Origin of the sequence: Streptomyces sp. GC420 (assembly GCF_009916105.1) — a bacterium.
In the GTDB taxonomy this organism is placed as follows: domain Bacteria; phylum Actinomycetota; class Actinomycetes; order Streptomycetales; family Streptomycetaceae; genus Streptomyces.
Window position 1 is genome coordinate 16,610 of sequence record NZ_JAAAXQ010000027.1, and the last position, 20,328, is coordinate 36,937.

The following is a 20,328-nucleotide window of genomic DNA, read 5'->3' on the forward strand; positions in this document are numbered from 1 at the left end:
AGGGGGCCGTGGCCCCCTCGGCGCGGTTCCGGTCGGAGGTCAGAGCGCGTCCGCGCCCCGCTCGCCGGTACGGACGCGTACCGCCGTGTCGACCGGGATGCTCCACACCTTTCCGTCACCGATCTTGCCGGTACGGGCGGCCTTGACCACCACGTCGATCAGCTGCTCGGCGTCGGCGTCGTCCACCAGCACCTCGATGCGGATCTTCGGTACCAGGTCGACGGTGTACTCCGCGCCCCGGTAGACCTCGGTGTGGCCCCTCTGACGACCGTAACCGCTGGCCTCTGTGACCGTGAGTCCCTGGACTCCGAAGGCCTGGAGGGCCTCCTTGATCTCGTCCAGCCGGTGCGGCTTCACAACCGCGGTGATGAGCTTCATGCGTCCACCTTCTTGTCCGCCGCGACCGCCGTCGCGTTGCTGCCCGGGGCCGGTGCGGCGGTACGGGGGGCGCTGCCGCCGCCGGCGCCGCTGAAGTCGTACGCGGTCTCGGCGTGCTCGACCTGGTCGATGCCGGAGATCTCGTCGTCCTCGCTGACCCGCATCCCGATGGTCTTGTCGATGAGGAAGGCCAGGACCGCGGAGACGACGAGCGAGTAGGCGAGGACCGCGAAGACACCGGCGGCCTGCTTGCCGAGCTGGTCGAGGCCGCCGCCGTAGAAGAGGCCCGCCACGTCGCTCTGGCCACCGCCGGTGGCGAAGAAGCCGATGAGGAGGGAGCCGACGACGCCACCGACGAGGTGGACGCCGACCACGTCGAGCGAGTCGTCGTAGCCGAGCTTGTACTTCAGGCCGACGGCCATGGCGCAGAGCACACCGGCGATGACGCCGACCGCGATCGCGCCGAGCGGGCTGACCGCGCCGCCGGACGGGGTGATGGCGACGAGACCGGCGACCGCGCCGGAGGCGGCGCCCAGAGTGGTGAAGGAGCCGTGGCGCAGCTTCTCGTAGGCGAGCCAGCCCAGCATGGCGGCGGCGGTGGCGATCTGGGTGTTGAGGAACATCAGCGCGCCGACACCGTCGTCGTTGCCCAGCCAGGAGCCGGCGTTGAAGCCGAACCAGCCGAACCACAGCAGACCGGCACCGAGCATGACCAGCGGCAGGCTGTGCGGGCGCATCGGGTCCTTCTTGAAGCCGACGCGCTTGCCGATGACCAGGATGACGCCGAGGGCCGCGGCACCCGCGTTGATGTGGACCGCGGTTCCGCCGGCGAAGTCGATCACGCCGAGCTCGAAGGCCCAGCCGCCGGTGCCCCAGACCCAGTGGGCGACCGGGAAGTATACGACGGTGACCCAGAGAGTGATGAAGAGCGCCCAGGCGGTGAACTTGACGCGGTCCGCGAGCGCACCGCTGATCAGGGCCGGCGTGATGATGGCGAACATCAGCTGGAAGACGGCGAAGACGTAGACCGGGATGGTGTAGCCGTCCCAGAGTTCCATCTTCCCGATGCCGCTGAAGCCGACGTAGTCGGCCGACCAGCCGACGATGCCGCCGGAGTCGGTGCCGAAGGCGATGCTGAATCCGTACAGGACCCACAGGATCGTGACGATCCCGAGGCTGATGAAGCTCATCATCAGCATGTTCAGGGTGCTCTTGACCCGGACCATGCCTCCGTAGAAGAAGGCCAGGCCGGGCGTCATGAGCATGACCAGAGCAGAGCAGATGAGCATGAACCCGGTGTTGGCGGCAGAGAGCTCTGTCTCTGCGGCAAGCGTGATGCCTGGGGGCATCGGCGTCTCCTCGTCGTCGGTACGGCCCGTGCGGGCTTAGCGCGAGTGCGGTCGTAGAGGGGTGGGCCGGTTATGCGCCACGAGATTCGCGCAGCGCCGTTTCCGCCGATGCCGCTCGATGTTTCGCACCAGTGACGAAGAAACTGGCTGTGTTACGTGGTCATGAACTGACCCGGACGGCGTGTCCTCGTCCGTTATCGTTCCGCAACCAGTGGGCCGACCGCGGCGGTCGCCCGACTGACCTGGCATGGGGGAGCCGAGTCGGGCTGTATCGGGGCGGCCGCCGCGGCCGGGGTCTTTTGTGTACAGGCGGGCAGGGTCCCGCCGGGGCCCTCAGACCGCCTCCGCGGTCTCCTCGGGGAGCTGCTCGGCAAGCAGGCCGGTGATCCGGACGACGTCGGCGACATCGCCGAAATCACGGACGGCGGTGTCCACGGTCTTGCGCAGCCTGGTGTTCACCCGCTCGGAGCGGACCCGCCTGGCGATGCCCAGCGCCTTTTCGGCGAAGACGCAGCTCTGCTCCGGTTCGCGCTGCATGAGGTGGACGGTGGCCATGCCGATCAGGTTCAGCGCGTAGGACCTGTGGTGCTCCTCGTCCTTCGCGAACAGCTCCACGGCACGCTCCATCACGGGGTGGGCGAGCGAGGCGTACATGGGGCTGCGGCCCGCGACATAGGCGAGATCGCGGTACGAGTGGGCGTTCTCCGCGTTGAGTTCGGCCTCGGAGAAGAAGCGGATCCAGTCGGGCTCGGGCTCGGCGCCGGGCTCGATGTCCGCGAAGGTGTCCTCGGCCATGCGCACGGCGCGCTTGGTCCTGCTGGGGTTGCCCATGTTCGCGTAGGCGCGGGCCTCCATCGCATACAGCATCGCCTGGGTGCGCGGGGTGGCGCAGTCCCGGCTGCCGTACTGGGCGAGGTGGATGAGCTCCAGGGCGTCCTCGGGCCTGCCGAGGTGGATCATCTGGCGGCTCATGCTGGAGAGGATGTACGACCCCAGAGGGCGGTCGCCGGCCTCCTTCGCGGCGTGCAGCGCGAGGACGAAGTACTTCTGCGCGGTGGGCTGCAGACCGATGTCGTAGCTCATCCACCCGGCGAGCTCCGCGAGTTCGGCGGCGCACTTGAACAAGCGCCCCGCGGTGGCGGCGGGATGCGGCTCCTGGAGCAGGTCGGTGACCTCGTGCAGCTGGCCCACAACGGCCTTGCGGCGCAGCCCGCCGCCGCACTGCGCGTCCCACTGCCGGAACATCGCCGTGGTGGCCTCGAGGAGGTCGAGCTCGGGTGCGGAGAGGCGGTGGGGGCGGCGGCCCGGCTCCTGCGCGAGCGTGTTGCCCTGCGCGGTGCCGGGCGTGGGTACCAGCCAGCGCTGCATGGGTTCGATCAGGGCCGGCCCGGCCGCGAGCCCCAGCGAGCTCCCGAGGAAGCCGCGCCGCGCCAGCATCAGGTCGCTGCGCGAGAACTCGCCGAGCAGGGCCACGGTCTGCGGGCCCGCCCAGGGCAGGTCGACCCCGGACACGGAGGGTGCGCGGTGCGCGGTGCGCAGGCCGAGGTCCTCGACGGCGACGACGGCTCCGAAGCGCTCCGAGAACAGCTCGGAGAGGATGCGCGGGATGGGCTCGCGGGGCTGCTCGCCGTCCAGCCAGCGCCGCACCCGGGAAGTGTCGGTGCTGATGTGGTGGGCGCCCATCTGGCGTGCTCTGCGGTTGACCTGGCGCGCCAGCTCGCCCTTCGACCAGCCGCTGCGCACGAACCACGAGTTCAGCTGCTCGTTCGGGCGCTTCTCAGCGTTCGTGCCTCCGCCGCCGTTGCCGCCCACTGGAACGCCCCCATCCCGGATGTCGCCGTGGCGATCACCGTTTCGTATTGCCTGCGCTGCGCGAACCGCTATCAGAATGCCGCGGACCGACGCCCCGCGTCCTGGGGACGCCACCCGTCGAACGGGAGCCCGACTTGCCTCCGGCATACCCGCGGAAGCACGCGCTTCCCAAGGGTTCGTGTACTCAAAGTAATCCTACGATCACCGGTCCGGCGAGGGAGATTGCAGAATCGCCACCATTCGCCACCCCTTCGAATGAACTCCTTTACGCGCGCACACGCTTCACTTGACAAGGTGCGAACGGGGACGGGCGGAGCGGTGCCCGCGGGGGCGCAAGAGCGGAACCGCACGACCCCCGGCACTTCTTGGCGCCTTTCGCACCTGGCGACCAGGACGGAGCGTGACCGGAAGACTCCTTTTCGTAACCACCGGCGAGGCAGACCCGTTGGAGGAGGCATGGGCTTCACGATCGGCGTCAGCCGGGGCATCAGGGAAATCCGGCCCGGATCGCGGCGCCGCGGCCGCTCGGCCACCGAGTGCACCGCCGTCGCCGAGTACACCGGCCTGTGGGGCTGGGACGTGGTCCCCGGCGCCAGGGTGACGGGGCACGGCCCGGCCGCGGGCGGCGGCCGGGGCACCGGCCGCTCCGGCGCCGTGTGCTCCTGCGGGGCGGCGGACTGCCGCGCACCGGGGGCGCATCCCCTGGCCTTCGCGGCGGAGGTGCCCGCGGGCGCCACCCTCGACGAGGTCACCGAGGCCTGGGCCGAGGTGCCCGGCGCCGCCGTGATGCTGCCCGTGGGCCGCGCCTTCGACGTCATCGAAGTGACCGAGGCGGCCGGGCGGAGAGCCCTGGTGCGCCTGGAGCGCATGGGGGTGCCGCTGGGCCCGGTGGCGCTCACACCGTCCGGGCGCGTCCAGTTCTTCGTCGCTCCCGGGGCCTGTGCCTCGCTCCCCCAGCTGCTCTACCGCATGGGCTGGGACGACACCGGCCTCGACCTGCGCGGGCTGGGCCCCGGAACCCACATCACGGCCCCTCCCTCCGACCTCGCCGGTCTCGGCCCCGTGCGGTGGCTGCGCACTCCGGCGCTGGACTCGGCGGGACGCCCGCCGCAGGCCCGGCTGCTGCTGGGCACGCTGGCCTACGCGAGCCACCGCTCGGCCTCCTGAGTGCCGGGCACATGTGCCCGGCTCGCGCCGGCTCTGGTCTCAGTCCCCGATCAGGGCGTCGACGAACGCCTCCGGCTCGAAGGGCGCCAGATCGTCGGCACCCTCGCCCAGGCCCACCAGCTTCACCGGTACGCCCAGCTCGCGCTGCACGGCGATGACGATGCCGCCCTTGGCGGTGCCGTCCAGCTTGGTCAGGACGATGCCGGTGATGTCGACGACCTCGGCGAAGACACGGGCCTGGATCAGCCCGTTCTGGCCGGTCGTGGCGTCCAGCACCAGCAGCACCTCGTCCAGCGGCCCGTGCTTCTCGACGACCCGCTTGACCTTGCCCAGCTCGTCCATCAGGCCGGTCTTGGTGTGCAGCCGCCCGGCCGTGTCGATGAGGACGACGTCGGCGCCCTCGGCGATGCCCTCCTTCACTGCGTCGAAGGCGATCGACGCGGGGTCGCCGCCCTCGGGTCCGCGCACGGTCCTGGCGCCGACGCGCTCGCCCCAGGTCTGGAGCTGATCGGCGGCGGCGGCACGGAAGGTGTCCGCGGCGCCCAGCACCACACTGCGCCCGTCGGCGACGAGGACGCGGGCGAGCTTGCCGGTCGTCGTGGTCTTGCCGGTGCCGTTGACGCCGACGACCAAGACGACGCCCGGCGTGTCCAGGCCGCTCTCCGTCTTCACGGCGCGGTCGAGGTCGGTGCCGAGGAGGTTCAGCAGCTCCTCGCGCAGCAGCGCCCGCAGCTCCTGGGGCGTGCGGGTGCCGAGGACGCGCACCCTCTCGCGCAGTCGCTCGACGAGCTCCTGGGTCGGAGCGACGCCGACGTCCGCGGTCAGCAGGGTGTCCTCGATCTCCTCCCAGGTGTCCTCGTCGAGATGCTCGCGGGAGAGCAGCGTGAGCAGGCCCTTGCCGAGGGTGTTCTGCGAGCGGGCCAGGCGCGCGCGAAGGCGCACGAGACGGCCCGCCGTGGGTTCCGGGATCTCGATCTCGGGCGCGGCGACGGGTTCCTCGGCGACAGGAGCCTCGACGACGGGCGCCTCGGGCAGTCCGACCTCCTCTATGGTGCGCCGCGGTTCCTCCCGCGGCTCTTCGGCCTCCTCGCCGACCTGGGGTTCGGCGGGCGGGGCGGTGATGGTCGGCGTGCTCGTCGGCGACGCGGGCGGCAGCTGCCTCTGGCGGCGGCTGCTGACCACGAGCCCGCTGACCGCGGCGACGGCGACCAGGGCGATGACTACAGCAAGGATGACGATGTCCATAACCCGTCCAGTATCGGACACGTCCGCAAGGGCCCGGGCGAGCCGCCGGAGGGCGCCGGGCGGTGCGGGCGACATTTGCGCCTTTCGGGTGACGGTCCCGCGCCGCCGGCCGTCGCCTCGCCACCCGCACCGGCCGCGCACCGGGCTCCGCCACCCGCACCGGCCGCGCGCCGGGCCTCCCGGATTCACTGGCTATCTGACGCTACGTCAGCTAAGGTCCGCCGCACCCGGCCGGCCCGTCAGGAGGGGGCGCCAGCCATGGCCGTCTCAGTGGTCCGTTTCAACCTCGTCGACCCCGCGGCGGGTCCGGAGTCCCTGTCCGCCCGCTACCGGGCCGCCCTGGAGATGGCGGCGTACGCCGACGACCACGGCGTCACCACCGTCCAGACCGAGGAGCACCACGGCGCCGCCGACAACTGGCTGCCGTCACCACTCGTCTTCGCCGGAGCGGTGCTCGGCGCCACCCGCCGCGTCACCGTCACCGTCTCCGCGATCATCGCCCCGCTCCACGACCCGCTGCGGCTGGCCGAGGAGATCGCCGTACTGGACCTGCTGGGCGCGGGCCGGCTGATCACGGTGGCCGGGATCGGCTACCGGGCGGCGGAGTACGAGTTCCTCGGGCGCGACTGGGCAGCCCGCGGACTGCTCCAGGACGAGGCCCTGGAGACGCTGCTGAGGGCATGGACGGGAGAGCCCTTCACCTTCCGCGGCCGTACGGTGCGGGTCACCCCGCGCCCTTGCACCCGGCCGCATCCGCCGCTGTTCGTGGGCGGCGGCTCGAGGGCGGCGGCCCGGCGCGCCGCCCGTCTGGGGCTGCCCTTCTTCCCCAGCGCGCACCTGCCCGAACTGGAGGCGTACTACCACGGGCGGCGCGCGGAGTACGGGACCGAGGGCTTCTGCATGATGCCGGCGGCCGAGACGCCGCTGCTGCACGTCGCCCGCGACCCGGACCGGGCCTGGGCACGGTACGGCCCGTACCTCCTGCACGAGGCCGCGGCGTACGCCTCCTGGCAGTCCACCGGGATCCGCTCCGCCGTCCGCTCGCGCGCCGGAGACGTGGCGGCGCTGCGCGAGGAGGGCGTCTACCGGATCGTCACTCCCGACGAGTGCGTGGCACTGGCCGGAAGGACCGGCGGCAGCCTGGTGCTGCACCCGCTGTGCGGCGGGATGCCGGTGGACGAGGGGTGGCGCAGTCTCCGGCTGTTCTGCGAGGAGGTGCTGCCCGCCCTCGCCGGGCGGGACCGCAAGGAGTGACGCCCCGGGGGCCTCCGCCGGTCAGCGAAGGCGCTGGCTGATGACCTTCGAGACGCCGTCGCCCTGCATGGAGACTCCGTACAGCGCGTCGGCGACCTCCATGGTGCGCTTCTGATGGGTGATGACGATCAGCTGGGAGCTCTCCTGGAGCTCCTCCATGATCCGGATCAGCCGCTGGAGGTTGGTGTCGTCCAGCGCGGCCTCCACCTCGTCCATCACGTAGAACGGGCTGGGCCGCGCCTTGAAGATCGACACCAGCATCGCCACGGCGGTCAGCGACCGCTCGCCGCCGGAGAGCAGCGAGAGCCGTTTCACCTTCTTGCCGGGCGGACGGGCCTCCACGTCCACACCGGTGGTGAGCATGTTGTCGGGATCGGTCAGGATCAGCCGGCCCTCGCCGCCCGGGAAGAGCCGGGAGAAGACTCCCTCGAACTCCCGGGCCGTGTCCCGGTACGCCTCGGTGAAGACCTGCTCGACCCGCTCGTCGACCTCCTTGACGACCTGAAGGAGGTCCGCCCTGGTCTTCTTCAGGTCCTCCAGCTGCTCGGAGAGGAACTTGTGGCGTTCCTCCAGCGCGGCGAACTCCTCCAGAGCGAGCGGGTTGACCTTCCCGAGCTGCTGGTAGGCCTTCTCCGCCGCCCTGAGCCGCTTCTCCTGCTCGGCCCGCACGAAGGGCCGGGGCAGGTTGCGCGGATGCTCCGGGTCCTCGGGCAGTTCCTCGCCCTCGGCGGGCGGCGACGGCGGTACGGGCTGGTCGGGACCGTACTCACCGACCAGGACGGCCGGCTCCACGCCCAGCTCCTCCAGCGCCCGGGTCTCCAGCTGCTCTGTCCGCAGCCGCTTCTCAGCGCCGAGCACCTCGCCGCGGTGCACCGAGTCGGTCAGCTTGTCGAGCTCGCTCTTGAGCTCCCGTCCCCGGTTCCGCTCGGCGGCGAGCTCACGCTCCCGCTCCGCCTTCGCGGCCTCGGCGGCGGCACGTTCCTGCTCCGCCCGCACGAGGGAGACCTCGACATGGGCCAGCAGCTGCCGCGCACCGTCCGCCACGGCCGAGGCCACCTCCGCCTCGTGCCGCAGCCTGGCCCGGCGCCGCTCGGCGCGCGCCCTCGCCTCCCGCTCGGCGCGGGCGGCCCGGTCCAGGGAATCGGCCCGCCCCGCGAGCGCCTTGACGCGCTCCTCGTGCGTACGGGCCTGGAGCCTGGCCTCCATCTCGGTCTGCCGGGCGTTGGCCCCGTCCGCGGCGAGCCGGTCCCGAACGGAGGTGTCGGGCTCCTCGTCCGCGTCCTGGGCCGCCTCCTCCGCCACGAGGAGCCGTTCCGCCAGCTCCTCGGCCTCCTCCTCGGCACGCTCCAGCGCCTCCTGTGCGCGGGCCGCGGCGGCGGCGCTGCGCTCGGCCTCACCGGCCGCCGCCCTGGCCTGGCCGGCGAGCCGGCCCAGCTGCTGCGCCACCCCGGACTTCTCCCGGTCGGCGGCGCGCCGCCGCTCCCCCAGCTCATCGACGAGCGCCGCGCACTCCTTGCGCCGCCCGGCGGCCCGGTGCTGCTCCTCGGCCAGCTTCTCGCAGCGCACCGCGAGTTCCTCCAGCTCGGCGGCCGCCTCGTCGACCGCGGCCTGGACCTCCAGCAGGCTCGGCGCCCCCGCCGAGCCGCCGTGCGCGAAGTGCGCCCCGAGGACGTCCCCCTCGGCGGTGACGGCGGTGAGGTCGGGCCGCGTGGCGACCAGGTCCTCCGCCTCCTCCAGGGTGCCCACCACGACCATGCCGCGCAGGAGCCGCCGGACCGCGGGCATGAGTTCGGCGGGACCGCTCACCAGCCCGGAGGCGAGGGGCCGGTGCGGGCTCCCGGGCACATGAGTTTGCTGAGAATCGTGGGTTTGCTGAGAATCGTGGGTTTCCTGGGAACCCCGGGGTTCCTGGGATTCCTGGGGTTCCCGGGAGTCCTGAAGTTCCCGGGAGTCCTGAAGTTCCCGGGAGTCCTGAAGTTCCCGGGAGTCCTGAGGTTCTCCGGCGTCCCGGGGTTCCCCGGCGTCCTGGCCGCTGCCGAGCAGGATCGCCGCGCGGCCCGCGTCCGTCTTGCGGAGCAGGCGCAGGGCGTCGGCCGCCGTGGCGGGGTCGGTGACGGCGACGGCGTCGGCGGCGGAGCCGAGGGCGGCGGCGACGGGGACCTCGAAGCCGGGCGCGACGGTGAGCAGTTCCGCGGCCGGCCCGAGGAGCCCGGCAAGGCGGTCCTTCGCGGCCAGCAGAGCGCCGGTGCCGTCCTTGCGGCGCAGCCCCGTCGCGAGGGCGTCGTGACGCGCGGCGGTCGCGGCCCGCCGGCGTTCGGCGGTGGTGGCCGCCTCCCGTGCCGCGGAGAGGGCGGCCTCCGCCCCGGCGAGCTCGCGGCGGGCGGCCTCGTGCCGCTCCGCCAGTTCCACGTCGCCCGCGTCGAGCCCGTCGACCTCCGCCTGGAGCTGCTCGTACTCCTCCTGCGCGGTCGCGGCGCGTTCGACGGCCGCGTCGCGGGCCTCCGCCAGCCGGTCGATCTCGGCCTGCGCGGAGGCCGCCCGCGAACGGGCCGCGTTGACCTGGCCGTGGAGGCGGGCCAGCCCTTCGCGGCGGTCGGCGATGGCGCGGGCCGCGTCCTTGAGGCGGCGCTCCTCCACGGCCAGTTCGCGCTCCAGTTCGGCGCGGTGGGCGACAGTGTCGTCCAGGGCCCGATGGGCGGCCTCGAGGGCGGCATCCAGCTCGGCCTCCTGCTCGCGGATACGGGCGGCCTCGCGCTCCATGTCCTCGGGGTCCCGGCCGCGCCGCTCGTCCGCCGGGACGGAGGTGGCGCTCTTGACCCGGGCGTCGGCCAGGGAGATCGTGCCGCGCACCCGCTCGGCGAGCCGGGACAGTTCGTACCAGGTGTGCTGGGCGCGTTCCACGCGCGGGGCGAGTCGGCGCACCTCGTCCTCCAGGTCCGCCTCCCTGGTCAGCGCCGCCTTGAGCTCGGCCTCGGCCGCCTCCTTGCGCTGCTTCAGCGCGGCCTCGTCGGCGATCTCGGACCTCAGCGCCTCGCGCATCCGCACGAGGTCGTCGGCGAGCAGCCGGAGACGGGCGTCGCGCAGGTCGGCCTGGATGACGGCGGCCCGCCGGGCCACGGCGGCCTGCCGTCCGAGCGGCTTGAGCTGGCGCCGGAGTTCGTCGGTGAGGTCCTGGACACGGGCCAGGTTGGCCTGCATCGCGTCCAGTTTCCGCAGCGCCTTCTCCTTCCGCTTGCGGTGCTTGAGAACTCCCGCGGCTTCCTCGATGAAGGCCCTGCGCCCCATGGGATCGGCGTGCAGTACGGAGTCGAGCTGGCCCTGCCCGACGATCACGTGCATTTCCCGGCCGATACCGGAGTCCGACAGCAGTTCCTGGATGTCGAGAAGCCGGCAGGTGTCACCGTTGATCTGGTATTCACTGCCGCCGTTGCGGAACATGATCCGCGTAATGGTCACTTCGGCATATTCGATGGGCAGCGCGCCGTCGGAGTTGTCGATCGTGAGCGAGACCTCGGCGCGGCCGAGCGGCGGACGCCCGGTCGTCCCGGCGAAGATGACGTCCTCCATCTTGCCGCCGCGCAGCGACTTGGCGCCCTGTTCGCCCATCACCCAGGAGAGCGCGTCCACGACATTGGACTTGCCGGACCCATTGGGGCCCACGACGCAGGTGATGCCCGGCTCGAACCGCAGGGTCGTGGCTGAAGCGAAGGATTTGAACCCGCGCAGGGTCAGGGCCTTGAGGTGCACGCCGTCGGACTCTACCCCCCTGTCCTTCGCTTTCGGTTTCACCGATGATTGTGCAGGGCACATTCGACGGTAGGGCAACAGCGAGTTGCGACGGCAGGGCGGGGGGAAAGACAGAAGGGACGCCGAAGGCGTCCCTTGCAGATCCAGACGAGAGCGACCCGACCCGTTTCCCCGGGGAAGGGGTCAGGTGAGCGCGGGCTCCGCCTTGGGTACGTCGATGTCGATGCTGTTCAGCAGCGACGACGACTCTCCGTGCTTCGCGGCGGCCTGCAGCGATTCGTTCTCGGACTGAATCCGTACGAGCTCGGACTCGAGGTCCTGGACGCGCTGCTGGAGCCGTCGCATCTCGGCGAGGAGTCGCGGGTCAGTGCCGCCGACGTAACCGAGAAGCGCCTTTGCCATGATGGATGGTCCTCCACACTGAGTGACCGACCGATGCGGTGTGGGTCGTGAGGGATTCGCACCCGCGGTGCTTGACACTGCTGGATCCTGCTGACGTTCCACATGCCAAACAGCTGAGGTGCGCGGGGACTTCCAGAGTCTCACCAAAAAGTTTGACGGTCAACACGATCACGCCCGCGCGGGCCGGGAACCCTGGCTCGCCAGGCCGCGGAACACGCGGCGGCGACTGCCGAACGGGACCCTCCGGGGGCGTGGAGATCATCCTTAAGGCGGCAGCCTTCCACGGCGGACCGCTATTGGCAACCACCAGGCGATATCTGCCGGAGGCACCTGCCAGGAGCAGCACCATAAACGGTCCGGTGGATTCAGCGACGGACAGAAATGATCATCGGATGGCGAAGGTGTCGTAGCCGCCCCGAGGGCGGTCCCAGATCTCCGTCACTCCGTCGACGAGTCCGGGCGTGTCGTCCCCGCGCAGCCAGTCGAGCAGCGCCTCGCACTTGTGCCGCGGTCCCTCGGCCACGACTTGGACCCTGCCGTCGGCGAGATTGAGCGCAAAGCCCTTCAGGCCGCCGATCTCAAGCGCATTCGCCCTGGTGAACCAGCGAAAGCCCACTCCCTGCACCCTGCCGCGCACCCATGCCGTGAGCCGGACGTCATCTTCATTCATGTGGGCAAGCTAACGAACCAATTACGCATGGATCACTTCGCCCCCATTCGTCATGCCGTACAGTCCCGACACAGAAAGCCTCACTCGTTCGAGTGAGGCAATGCGACATCAAGAGCAAGAAACGCAAGGAAGGGCAGCAGATGGGACGCCATCGTCGCTCCGCCGCTCCCGTGGCCACCGAACAGGTGGACACGGCCGGCCGGAACCGGGGCGCATCACACCGGAAGAAGCGGGCCGGCGTGCCCGTGCGCACCGGGCTGCTCGGCGCGTCCGCAGCCATGGCGATGGGCGCGGTCGCGGTCGCCTCCGGGATCGTGCCCGGCGGCAGCCAGTTCGGTCTGGGCGGCAGCGGATCGTCGGACCGGGTGCAGTCCTCCGACATCCCCAGCGGACTCGAGACGCAGGGCGGGGAGCAGTCGCTTCCCTCGCAGCGCACCTCCGAGCCGGTGGGCGACGGCAGCGGCCGGGCCGGGAGTTCCACGTCCGCCGCCTCGCCCTCCCCCTCCGCGTCCGCCTCCGGGACGGCCGAGGACGCCGCCAGGGGCAAGAAGCAGGACGAGGACAGGGCCGACAAGGCCGACGCGGCGGAGGACAAGGACAAGAAGGGGCAGGCGCCCGACGGCTCCGGCTCCTCCTCCGGCAACGGCGGGAAGAAGACCACCGCCCCCGCACCGCCCTCGGCCGAGGCCCCGGCACAGTCGGCCGCGGGCGACGCCGGCCTGGCGCCCGGGACCGGCGGGGCCACCGAGGCCGAGGCCGCGGTGCTCGCCCTGGTCAACCAGGAGCGCGCCAAGGCGGGCTGCAGCGCGGTGCGCATGGACTCGGGACTGGCCGACCTGGCCGGCGACTTCAGCGAGGACATGGCGCAGCGGGGCTTCTTCGAGCACACCGACCCCGACGGCGACACCCCCTGGGCGCGGGCCGAGCAGGCCGGCATCGCGAATCTGGGCGGCGAGAACATAGCGCGCGGCCAGACGGACGCCGAGGCCGTGATGGATGCCTGGATGAACAGCTCTGGACACCGCGCGAACATCCTGAACTGCGACTACACCACCCTGGGCGTCGGCGTGCACTTCGCCGAGGGCGGCCCGTGGTGGACGCAGGACTTCGGCTTTTGAGATAGCCGGGACCGTCGTCTACTCCGGGCCGGAGCCGAGCGGAGACAAGGACTCCTGGGCCGGTGGACCTGACCGCCGGCCGCCGGGCCGCTCCGGGGCAGCCGAAGGCTGAATGCGCACACAGCGTGCTGGTCTTGTGAGCGTATGGTGAAGGCCATGGAAGTCACGCAGCAGGCCGAACGCGCACCGGCGGACGACCGGCCGTTCGACGTGTTCTCCCGGTCCTGTCCGTCACGGGCCATGCTCGAGCATGTGACCGGGCGCTGGGGCTCGCTGACCATCGGAGCGCTCCGCGAGGGCTCGTACCGCTTCAACGAGCTGCGCCGCCGCGTCGACGGCGTCAGCGAGAAGATGCTGTCCCAGACCCTGCACGCCCTGGAACGGGACGGACTGGTCCACCGGGAGGCACGGGCCACCAGCCCGCCGCACGTCGACTACGAGCTGACGCCGCTCGGCCGCGCCGTCGCGGAACGGCTCCTCGGCCTGATCGCGCTGGTCGAGATGCGGATGCCGGAGGTGCTGGCGGCCCGTGAGTCCTACGACGGGAGTCGGGACGGCGCTCCGCGCGGCGGACGCTGGCAGCGCGGGCAGAAGTAGCTGGAACGGTTCATCCAGGAGCGCCTGCGGATCGGGGTGCCGCAGCGCCGGCACGGCTCGTCCTCGCGGCCGTACGCGTCGAGGGAGCGGTCGAAGTAGCCCGATTCGCCGTTGACGTTGACGTAGAGGCTGTCGAAGCTGGTGCCTCCGGCGGCCAGGGCATCGTTCATCACGTCCCTGATGTGCCCGAGCAGTTCGCCGGTCTGCGGCCGGGTGAGCGAGGCCGTGGGCCGCTCGTAGTGCAGCCTGGACCGCCACAGCGCCTCGTCGGCGTAGATGTTGCCGACGCCGCTGATGAGCGACTGGTCGAGCAGTGCCCGCTTGAGCGTCGTACGGCGACGGCGCAGCGCGGTGTGGAAGGCGGCGTCGTCGAAGGCGGGGTCGAGGGGATCACGGGCGATGTGCGCGATGACGTCGGGCAGGCCGTCAGGGTCGCCGGGCACCCGGTCGTGCAGGGAGAGCCCGCCGAAGGTGCGCTGGTCGACGAAGCGCAGCTCCGTGCCCTCGGTGTCGGCGAAGCGGATCCTGACGCGCAGGTGCTTCTCGTCGGGGGCGCCCTCCGGCTGAACCAGCAGCTGGCCGCTCATACCGAGGTGCGCGAGCACCGAGCAGGGCGAGTCGTCGAGCGGCAGCCAGAGGTACTTGCCACGCCGCCTGGCCGGCCCTATGCGGTGCCCGGCGAGCGCCTTCGCGAAGCCGTCGGGTCCCGTGAGGTGGCGTCGCACGGCGCGAGGGTGCATGACCTCGACGGTCTTGACCGGCCGTCCGCACACCCAGCGCTCCAGCCCGCGCCGCACCACTTCGACCTCGGGCAGCTCGGGCACGGTGTCTCCTCCGGTGTGGGTTCGCAGAAATGTGCCGGGGCCGCAGCGCGCTCGGCGCCGCGGCCCCGGCGGGTGGCTGACCGAGACCTTATCGCCCCGCGGGGTCCGGGCCGGCCCGGACCAGGTGCGCCGCACGGCCGGCCGGTTCCGGTGGCGGGATGCACCCCGCCCGGCTCCGCCGGCAGCGTGTCCGGCACGCTCCCCCCGCCACTCGGCCGGACGCGGCCACGGGCGGGAAGGAGGCGCCGGGCCAGAGCGGGGCGGCCGAGCCGGCGCGGCGTCCCGGGCCTGCTCGTGCGGTACCCCGCGCACGCGCCTGCCGCGGCTCGGCGTCACCGGCCCCGAGCGCCACATGCCCCGCGCACGCGCCGGCCGGACGGCCGGGACCGCGAAGCGGCACCGACGGCTGGGGCGGCGCAACGCCACGACGAGCGCGCCGCCTTGGGCCCACTCGTCACGCGTGGGCACGCCGGCGCATCCCGATGTTCGGCAGGCCGCAGCAGCGCGCCCAGGAAGCCCGACCCGCGACGGGCATACCGGCGGCGGCGAGCTGTCCCGCGACTCCCTTGGAGTGGCGGGGCCGCCCGGCGTCGTCGAGTCCGGCGCGGCCCGCCGGGGCATCCCGGCGTTCGGCAGGCCGCCACGCAGTGGCCCGGCGCCCCAGAAGGTCCGAGGGGGAAATGCCCTCGCGCAGGCGACTGCCATGAACCGCAAAGGCGCCGCCGGCGCGGTGACAGGACTACTCGGGACGCGGTGAAGAGGTCGGGGCCGCAACACGGCGGCGCCGCGCGAGTGCCTCGCGCTCGCGCACGGCCTCCGCGCCGCCGGCCCCGGCGGGTGCGCGGGGGCCGGCGGGCGGGGCGGAGTCAGCCCGTGGCCGGTTCGGTACCGGCCGTGGCCTTGGCCGTGACGGCCTCGACCGCGGCGGCGTCCGCGGCCTGGGCCTCGGCGGCCAGGCGGGCGTCGGCGGCCTCACGGATAGAGCGCCACGCCGATTCCGCCGCCTGCTGTTCCGCCTCCTTCTTGCTGCGGCCGGTGCCGGTGCCGTACGAGACACCACCGACGCGGGCAGCAGCTGTGAAGGTCTTCTCGTGGTCGGGTCCGGTCTCCGAGACCAGGTACTCGGGCACGCCGAGGCCCTCGGTCGCGGTGAGTTCCTGGAGGCTGGTCTTCCAGTCCAGTCCGGCACCGAGGTTGGAGGACTTCTCGATCAGCGGGTCGAAGAGCCGGTGGACCAGCTCCGAGGCCGCGTCGAGGCCCTGGTCGAGGTAGACAGCGCCGATCACCGCTTCGAGGGTGTCGGCGAGGATGGATGCCTTGTCCCTGCCGCCCGTGCCTTCCTCGCCCCGGCCGAGCCGGATGAAGGCACCGAGATCGAGGCCGCGCCCAACCTCCGCCAGCGCACGCGAGTTGACCACCGCGGCCCGCAGCTTGGCCAGCTGGCCTTCGGGCAGGTCGGGGTGGGTGCGATAGAGCGTGTCCGTGACCACCAGGCCGAGCACCGAGTCCCCGAGGAACTCGAGCCGCTCGTTGGTGGGCAGACCGCCGTTCTCGTACGCGTACGAGCGGTGGGTGAGCGCACGCACCAGAAGGGCGGACTCGAGCTTGTACCCGAGCCGCCCTTCCAGGACGTTGAGGGACGAGGCCGTACTGTCCGCCGTGGCTTTGCTGTCGTCTCCGCGCCTGCGCGTGGAGGATGGCTTGCTGGCGTCCGACATTGAGCCCGTCACCCGCCGATCAGACCGCGAGGACCTGGCGCTTGTTGTAGGTGCCGCAGCTCGGGCACGCGATGTGCTGCTGCTTCGGCTCGTGGCAGCGCTCGCACGCCACCAGGGTGGGGACCGCAGCCTTCCACTGCGACCGGCGGTGGCGCGTGTTGCTGCGCGACATCTTCCGCTTCGGAACAGCCACGGCTACTTCTCCTGCTTCTCGTCGGCGCCCGCTTCGGCGCCGCTCACGTTGTCGTCCTTCTCGCCGCCCTGGAGCGAACCGGCGAGTCCCTGCAGTGCCGCCCAACGAATGTCGACGGCGTCGTGGTGGTGGTCCGGGTCGTCCGCGAGCCTGGCTCCGCATTCGGAGCACAGGCCCGGGCAGTCTTCCCGGCACACCGGCTGCATCGGCAGTGCGAGCACCACCGCATCACGCAGCACTGATTCGAGGTCGAGCAAGCCGTCCTCGACGAAGAGCCTGTCCTCGTCGTCCTCGGCGTCGTCGGCCGGTTCCGCTTTGACGCGGCCCCGGTCGTCGGTGTCGGGGTACGAGAACATCTCCTGGAACTCCGCCTCGACGTCGAGTCGAAGCGGCTCCAGACACCTTACGCACTCCCCTTCGGCCGACGCACGGGCGGTGCCGGTGACGAGCACACCTTCCATGACCGACTCCAGGCGGAGGTCGAGTTCCACCGGAGCGCCTTCCGGCACTCCGACGACCCCTTGGATACCGAGGTCCTTGGGGGCGGCGACCGAGCGGGAGAGCCGCTGGAGCGCACCAGGACGCCGGCCCAGCTCGTGCGTGTCGAACACGAGGGGGTTGCGGTGGTCGAGGCGGGCGTTCAGGGTTCTTCCTGCTTTCGAGAGTCGCGGTGGACGGCCGCCGCCGAGCGGGCAGCCGGGATCGCGGACGTACGCGCGACCGAAGTGACAGGATACTGGACGGTCCGCCGTGGACCCAATCGAGGCCTAGCGTCCCTGTTCGTACTGCCGCAGCTGGTCGAGGTCGATCATGCTGGTGTCGAAGAAGCTGGTCTCGTCGAGGGCGGCCGCCGGCGACTGGTGCCCGCCCTGGTCCTGCTGCTGCGGAGCGTGCTCCGGCCGCTGCGGGACGTACTGCTGCTGGTCGTACCCCTGCTGCTGCGGATAGCCGGACGCGTAGGGGTCGTGCTGCTGGTCGTACCCCTGCCGGCCGTAGTCCTGCTGCTGCGCGTAGGAGGCGGCGTACGGGTCCGGCTGGGCGTACTGCTGCTGGTAACCCGCGTAGGGGTCCTGCTGCTGGTGCTGGTACGCGTAGGCGTCCTGCGGGGCGTACGGCTGCTGGGCGGGGATCTCCGGCCGGTGGTCCTGCCCGCGGTCCTGCCGACGCGGATCCGGCTGCGGGCCGGCGAGCTCCGCCAGGTCCGCGAGGTAGTCGGCGTCGCTGGTGTGCTGCTGGGGGACGCCGGCCGCGTCCTGGGCCGCCAGGTGGGCACCGAGGTCGTCGGTGGCGATCCGGCCGTGCAGCTTCTGGCGGCCCCTGCCGACGGCGTCCAGGGTCTTGGTGAGGACGGCCTCGAAGGCGCCGAGCTTGGCGTCCACGTACTCGTCGGCGCGCCGGCGCAGGGTCTCCGGGTCGGCGCTCCGCTCGGGGGCGTCGGCGTAGTCCGGGTCCTCGTAGCCGCTGCCGTCGAGGCCGTCGCCCCGGCCGAGGAGCTTCTCGCGGCCGCGGTCGACGGAGCCGATGGTCTTGGTCAGTACGACCTCGAAGTTGGCGAGTTTGGAGTCGACGTACTCGTCGGCCTCGGCGCGGATCTCCTCGGCCTCCCTGCGGGCCTCGGCGAGGATGCGGTCGGCCTCCTCCTGGGAACGGCGGGCAATCTCCGTGTCCGAGATCAGCGAGCCGCGCTGGGCGTGGGCCGACTCGATGATCCGCTCGGCCTCCTGACGGGCCTGCTCGACCATCTGCTCGCGCCCGCCCAGGAGTTCCTGGGCCTGGGCGAGGGAGCCGGGCAGTGCCTGGCGCACCTCTTCGAGCATGGCGAGCAGTTCGGCGCGGTTGACGACGCACGAGGCCGACATGGGCATGGAGCGGGCGCTGCCGACCGCGTCGACGATCTCATCAAGCTTCTTCTGGACGTCCACGGGGGAACTGTACGGCCACGGGCGGCGCCGCGGGGAGCGGGCCGCCGAGTGCCCGCGGATCAGCCCTTGGCGAGACGCTTCGCCAGCGCCTCCAGGACGAGCGGGGGCACGAGGTGGGAGACGTCCCCGCCCCAGGCCGCCACCTCCTTGACCAGGGAGGAGGACAGGAAGCTGTAGGTGGGGCTGGTCGGGACGAACAGCGTCTCCACGCCCGAGAGGCCGTTGTTCATCTGGGCCATCTGCAGCTCGTAGTCGAAGTCGCTGACCGCGCGCAGGCCCTTGACGATGGCCGGGATGTCGCGTTCCTTGCAGTAGTCGACGAGGAGGCCGTGATAGGCCTCGACCTTGACGTTCCCGTACTCGGCCGTCACGGAGCGGATCAGGTCGATCCGCTCGTCGACGGTGAACAGGCCCTTCTTGGCCTGGTTGATCATCACCACGACGTGCACGACGTCGTAGAGCCTGGAGGCGCGGGCGATGATATCGAGATGTCCGTTGGTGATGGGGTCGAACGACCCCGGACAGACGGCGCGGCGCAACTGAAGTCCCTCGCTCTCCGGTCCGGTCATGGTGCGTTTTCGCACGTAGAGGCGGCGCGACCGTACCAAAACGTTCCCTCGCCGTAGCGACGGGCCCGTAGCGGCTCGAATCCCTCCGGCCAGCCGAATTCCCCACCTCTGGTGCTGCGCTCCACGGTGACGAGGGCCCCGTCCGCGAGCCAGCCCCCACGGCGGAGTGTGAGCAGAATCTCCCGCAGTCCGCCGTCGGTGACGGCGTACGGCGGGTCGAGGAACACCACGTCGTAGGGGGGCCGGGGAGCCGGGCCCGTGATGATCTGCTCCGCTTTGCCCGCCCGTACCTCGGCGCCCGGCAGGCCCACCGCACGGACGTTCTCCCGGATGGTGCGCGCGGCGCGGCCGTCGGCCTCCACCAGCAGGACGTGGGCGGCGCCGCGGGACAGCGCCTCCAGGCCGACGGCGCCCGAGCCGCCGTACAGGTCGAGGACGTGCAGGCCGTCCAGGGTGCCGAGGAGCGACTGCCAGGTGGAGAAGAGGCCCTCCCGGGCACGGTCGGAGGTGGGGCGGGTGCCGTTGCCCGGCGGAACGGCCAGTCGGCGTCCGCCGGCCGTGCCGGCGATCACGCGGGTCATGTGGGTCCTTCGCTCCCGGAAGTGGTCGTCACTTCACGATATGGGCCGACGGGCGGGCCGTGCTCGGCCGGGGCCGCCCGGGCGCGCACGCGGCGTCTCGTCGTCCCCCGTCCCGGCCCGTCCCTGTCAGCCCTTGTCGAGGTACTGCTCGCGCTCCTCGTCGAGGAGGGCGTCCAGCGCCGTACGGAGGTCGGGCAGGTGCTCCAGCGACGGGTCGGCGGCGACGACGGCGACCGCCTCCTCGCGGGCCGCGGCGATGACCTCCTCGTCCTCGATGACGGTAAGCATCCGCAGCGAGGAGCGCACCCCGGACTGGGCCTGGCCGAGGACGTCGCCCTCGCGTCGCTGCTCCAGGTCGATGCGGGACAGCTCGAAGCCGTCCAGGGTGGAGGCGACGGCCTGGAGCCGGGCCCGGGCGGGACTGGCCTCGGGCATCTCCGTGACCAGGAGGCAGAGTCCGGGGGCCGATCCGCGCCCGACCCGGCCGCGCAGCTGGTGGAGCTGGGAGACGCCGAACCGGTCGGCATCCATGATCACCATGGCGGTGGCGTTGGGGACGTTCACCCCGACCTCGATGACGGTCGTGGCGACCAGCACGTCCACCTCGCCGGCGGCGAAGCGGCGCATCACGTCGTCCTTTCCGCCGGGGCCGTCGGGGGGCATCCTGCCGTGCAGCACCTCGACGCGCAGACCCTCCAGGGGGCCTTTCACGAGCTGCTCGGCGATGTCCAGCACGGCGAGCGGAGGCCGCTTGTCCTCCTCCCCGGCGGGCTTCTTCGCCC

At 71.9% G+C, this 20,328-nt stretch carries 19 protein-coding genes; 4 read left to right on the forward strand and 15 right to left on the reverse strand.

All coding sequences use genetic code 11. The features are described from left to right. Nucleotides 1-39 precede the first annotated feature (39 nt). The 3 genes from GUY61_RS05880 to GUY61_RS05890 form a co-directional block, all read right to left on the reverse strand. Complete coding sequence (locus GUY61_RS05880) at nt 40-378, reverse strand: P-II family nitrogen regulator (protein WP_166628979.1); 339 nt, start codon at nt 376-378, stop codon at nt 40-42. Next, nucleotides 375-1,727 carry an ammonium transporter gene (locus GUY61_RS05885; RefSeq protein ID WP_166628980.1) on the reverse strand — a complete coding sequence of 451 codons (1,353 nt, stop codon included), beginning with the start codon at nt 1,725-1,727 and terminating at the stop codon, nt 375-377. Before GUY61_RS05885 ends, GUY61_RS05880 begins: the two co-directional genes overlap by 4 nt. Nucleotides 1,728-2,060: 333 nt before the next feature. After that, entirely contained in the window at nt 2,061-3,539 is a 1,479-nt protein-coding gene (locus GUY61_RS05890; protein WP_166628981.1) for a hypothetical protein, read from the reverse strand. 456 nt (nt 3,540-3,995) lie between these two features. Between GUY61_RS05890 and GUY61_RS05895 the strand changes: the two genes are divergently transcribed. Further along, nucleotides 3,996-4,706, forward strand: a complete 711-nt coding sequence (locus GUY61_RS05895) for a bifunctional DNA primase/polymerase (protein ID WP_166628982.1) — start codon at nt 3,996-3,998, stop codon at nt 4,704-4,706. Nucleotides 4,707-4,745: 39 nt separating this feature from the next. Here GUY61_RS05895 and ftsY read toward each other — a convergent pair whose 3' ends face one another. Beyond that, nucleotides 4,746-5,951 carry a signal recognition particle-docking protein FtsY gene (gene ftsY / locus GUY61_RS05900; protein WP_166628983.1) on the reverse strand — a complete coding sequence of 402 codons (1,206 nt, stop codon included), beginning with the start codon at nt 5,949-5,951 and terminating at the stop codon, nt 4,746-4,748. A gap of 258 nt (nt 5,952-6,209) precedes the next feature. Between ftsY and GUY61_RS05905 the strand changes: the two genes are divergently transcribed. Then, complete coding sequence (locus GUY61_RS05905) at nt 6,210-7,205, forward strand: LLM class flavin-dependent oxidoreductase (protein ID WP_166628984.1); 996 nt, start codon at nt 6,210-6,212, stop codon at nt 7,203-7,205. A gap of 21 nt (nt 7,206-7,226) precedes the next feature. On the opposite strand, the gene GUY61_RS05910 is transcribed toward GUY61_RS05905, so the two are convergent. From GUY61_RS05910 to GUY61_RS05920, 3 genes are all read right to left on the reverse strand, one after another. Then, complete coding sequence (locus tag GUY61_RS05910; RefSeq protein ID WP_166628985.1) at nt 7,227-10,952, reverse strand: AAA family ATPase; 3,726 nt, start codon at nt 10,950-10,952, stop codon at nt 7,227-7,229. 183 nt (nt 10,953-11,135) lie between these two features. Next, nucleotides 11,136-11,354, reverse strand: coding sequence for a hypothetical protein (locus GUY61_RS05915; RefSeq protein WP_166628986.1), 219 nt, complete (start codon nt 11,352-11,354; stop codon nt 11,136-11,138). A gap of 385 nt (nt 11,355-11,739) precedes the next feature. Then, nucleotides 11,740-12,024, reverse strand: coding sequence for an acylphosphatase (locus GUY61_RS05920; RefSeq protein ID WP_166628987.1), 285 nt, complete (start codon nt 12,022-12,024; stop codon nt 11,740-11,742). A gap of 140 nt (nt 12,025-12,164) precedes the next feature. Between GUY61_RS05920 and GUY61_RS05925 the strand changes: the two genes are divergently transcribed. Together GUY61_RS05925 and GUY61_RS05930 are read left to right on the forward strand one after the other, a co-directional pair. Beyond that, a complete protein-coding gene (locus GUY61_RS05925; protein ID WP_166628988.1) occupies nt 12,165-13,142 on the forward strand; it encodes a CAP domain-containing protein in 978 nt (325 codons plus the stop codon). 156 nt (nt 13,143-13,298) lie between these two features. Beyond that, nucleotides 13,299-13,739 (forward strand): helix-turn-helix domain-containing protein, encoded by a 441-nt coding sequence (locus tag GUY61_RS05930; protein ID WP_166628989.1) that lies wholly within the window; start codon nt 13,299-13,301, stop codon nt 13,737-13,739. Here the strand turns inward: GUY61_RS05930 and mutM are convergent. The 8 genes from mutM to GUY61_RS05970 all read right to left on the reverse strand — a co-directional run. Further along, nucleotides 13,679-14,563 (reverse strand): bifunctional DNA-formamidopyrimidine glycosylase/DNA-(apurinic or apyrimidinic site) lyase, encoded by an 885-nt coding sequence (gene mutM / locus GUY61_RS05935; RefSeq protein WP_166628990.1) that lies wholly within the window; start codon nt 14,561-14,563, stop codon nt 13,679-13,681. The two genes, GUY61_RS05930 and mutM, sit on opposite strands and share 61 nt — an antisense overlap. A gap of 866 nt (nt 14,564-15,429) precedes the next feature. After that, nucleotides 15,430-16,281: a ribonuclease III gene (rnc, locus tag GUY61_RS05940; protein ID WP_166628995.1), complete on the reverse strand. Its 852-nt coding sequence runs from the start codon at nt 16,279-16,281 to the stop codon at nt 15,430-15,432. A 19-nt stretch (nt 16,282-16,300) separates the two neighbouring features. Beyond that, nucleotides 16,301-16,474 carry a 50S ribosomal protein L32 gene (gene rpmF / locus GUY61_RS05945; protein ID WP_099201005.1) on the reverse strand — a complete coding sequence of 58 codons (174 nt, stop codon included), beginning with the start codon at nt 16,472-16,474 and terminating at the stop codon, nt 16,301-16,303. Between the two features lie 2 nt (nt 16,475-16,476). Beyond that, the gene (locus GUY61_RS05950; RefSeq protein ID WP_166628996.1) at nt 16,477-17,118 is read right to left on the reverse strand and encodes a DUF177 domain-containing protein; all 642 of its coding nucleotides are present in this window, start codon (nt 17,116-17,118) and stop codon (nt 16,477-16,479) included. Nucleotides 17,119-17,241: 123 nt separating this feature from the next. Further along, nucleotides 17,242-18,396: a cell division initiation protein gene (locus tag GUY61_RS05955; protein ID WP_166628991.1), complete on the reverse strand. Its 1,155-nt coding sequence runs from the start codon at nt 18,394-18,396 to the stop codon at nt 17,242-17,244. 59 nt (nt 18,397-18,455) lie between these two features. Continuing rightward, entirely contained in the window at nt 18,456-18,965 is a 510-nt protein-coding gene (coaD, locus tag GUY61_RS05960; RefSeq protein WP_166628992.1) for a pantetheine-phosphate adenylyltransferase, read from the reverse strand. Then, entirely contained in the window at nt 18,962-19,546 is a 585-nt protein-coding gene (rsmD, locus tag GUY61_RS05965; protein ID WP_166628993.1) for a 16S rRNA (guanine(966)-N(2))-methyltransferase RsmD, read from the reverse strand. The genes coaD and rsmD overlap by 4 nt, the downstream gene beginning before the upstream one ends. Before the next feature lie 126 nt (nt 19,547-19,672). Then, nucleotides 19,673-20,328 (reverse strand): helicase-related protein (locus GUY61_RS05970; protein WP_279576766.1); only part of this gene is annotated, 656 nt, incomplete at its 5' end.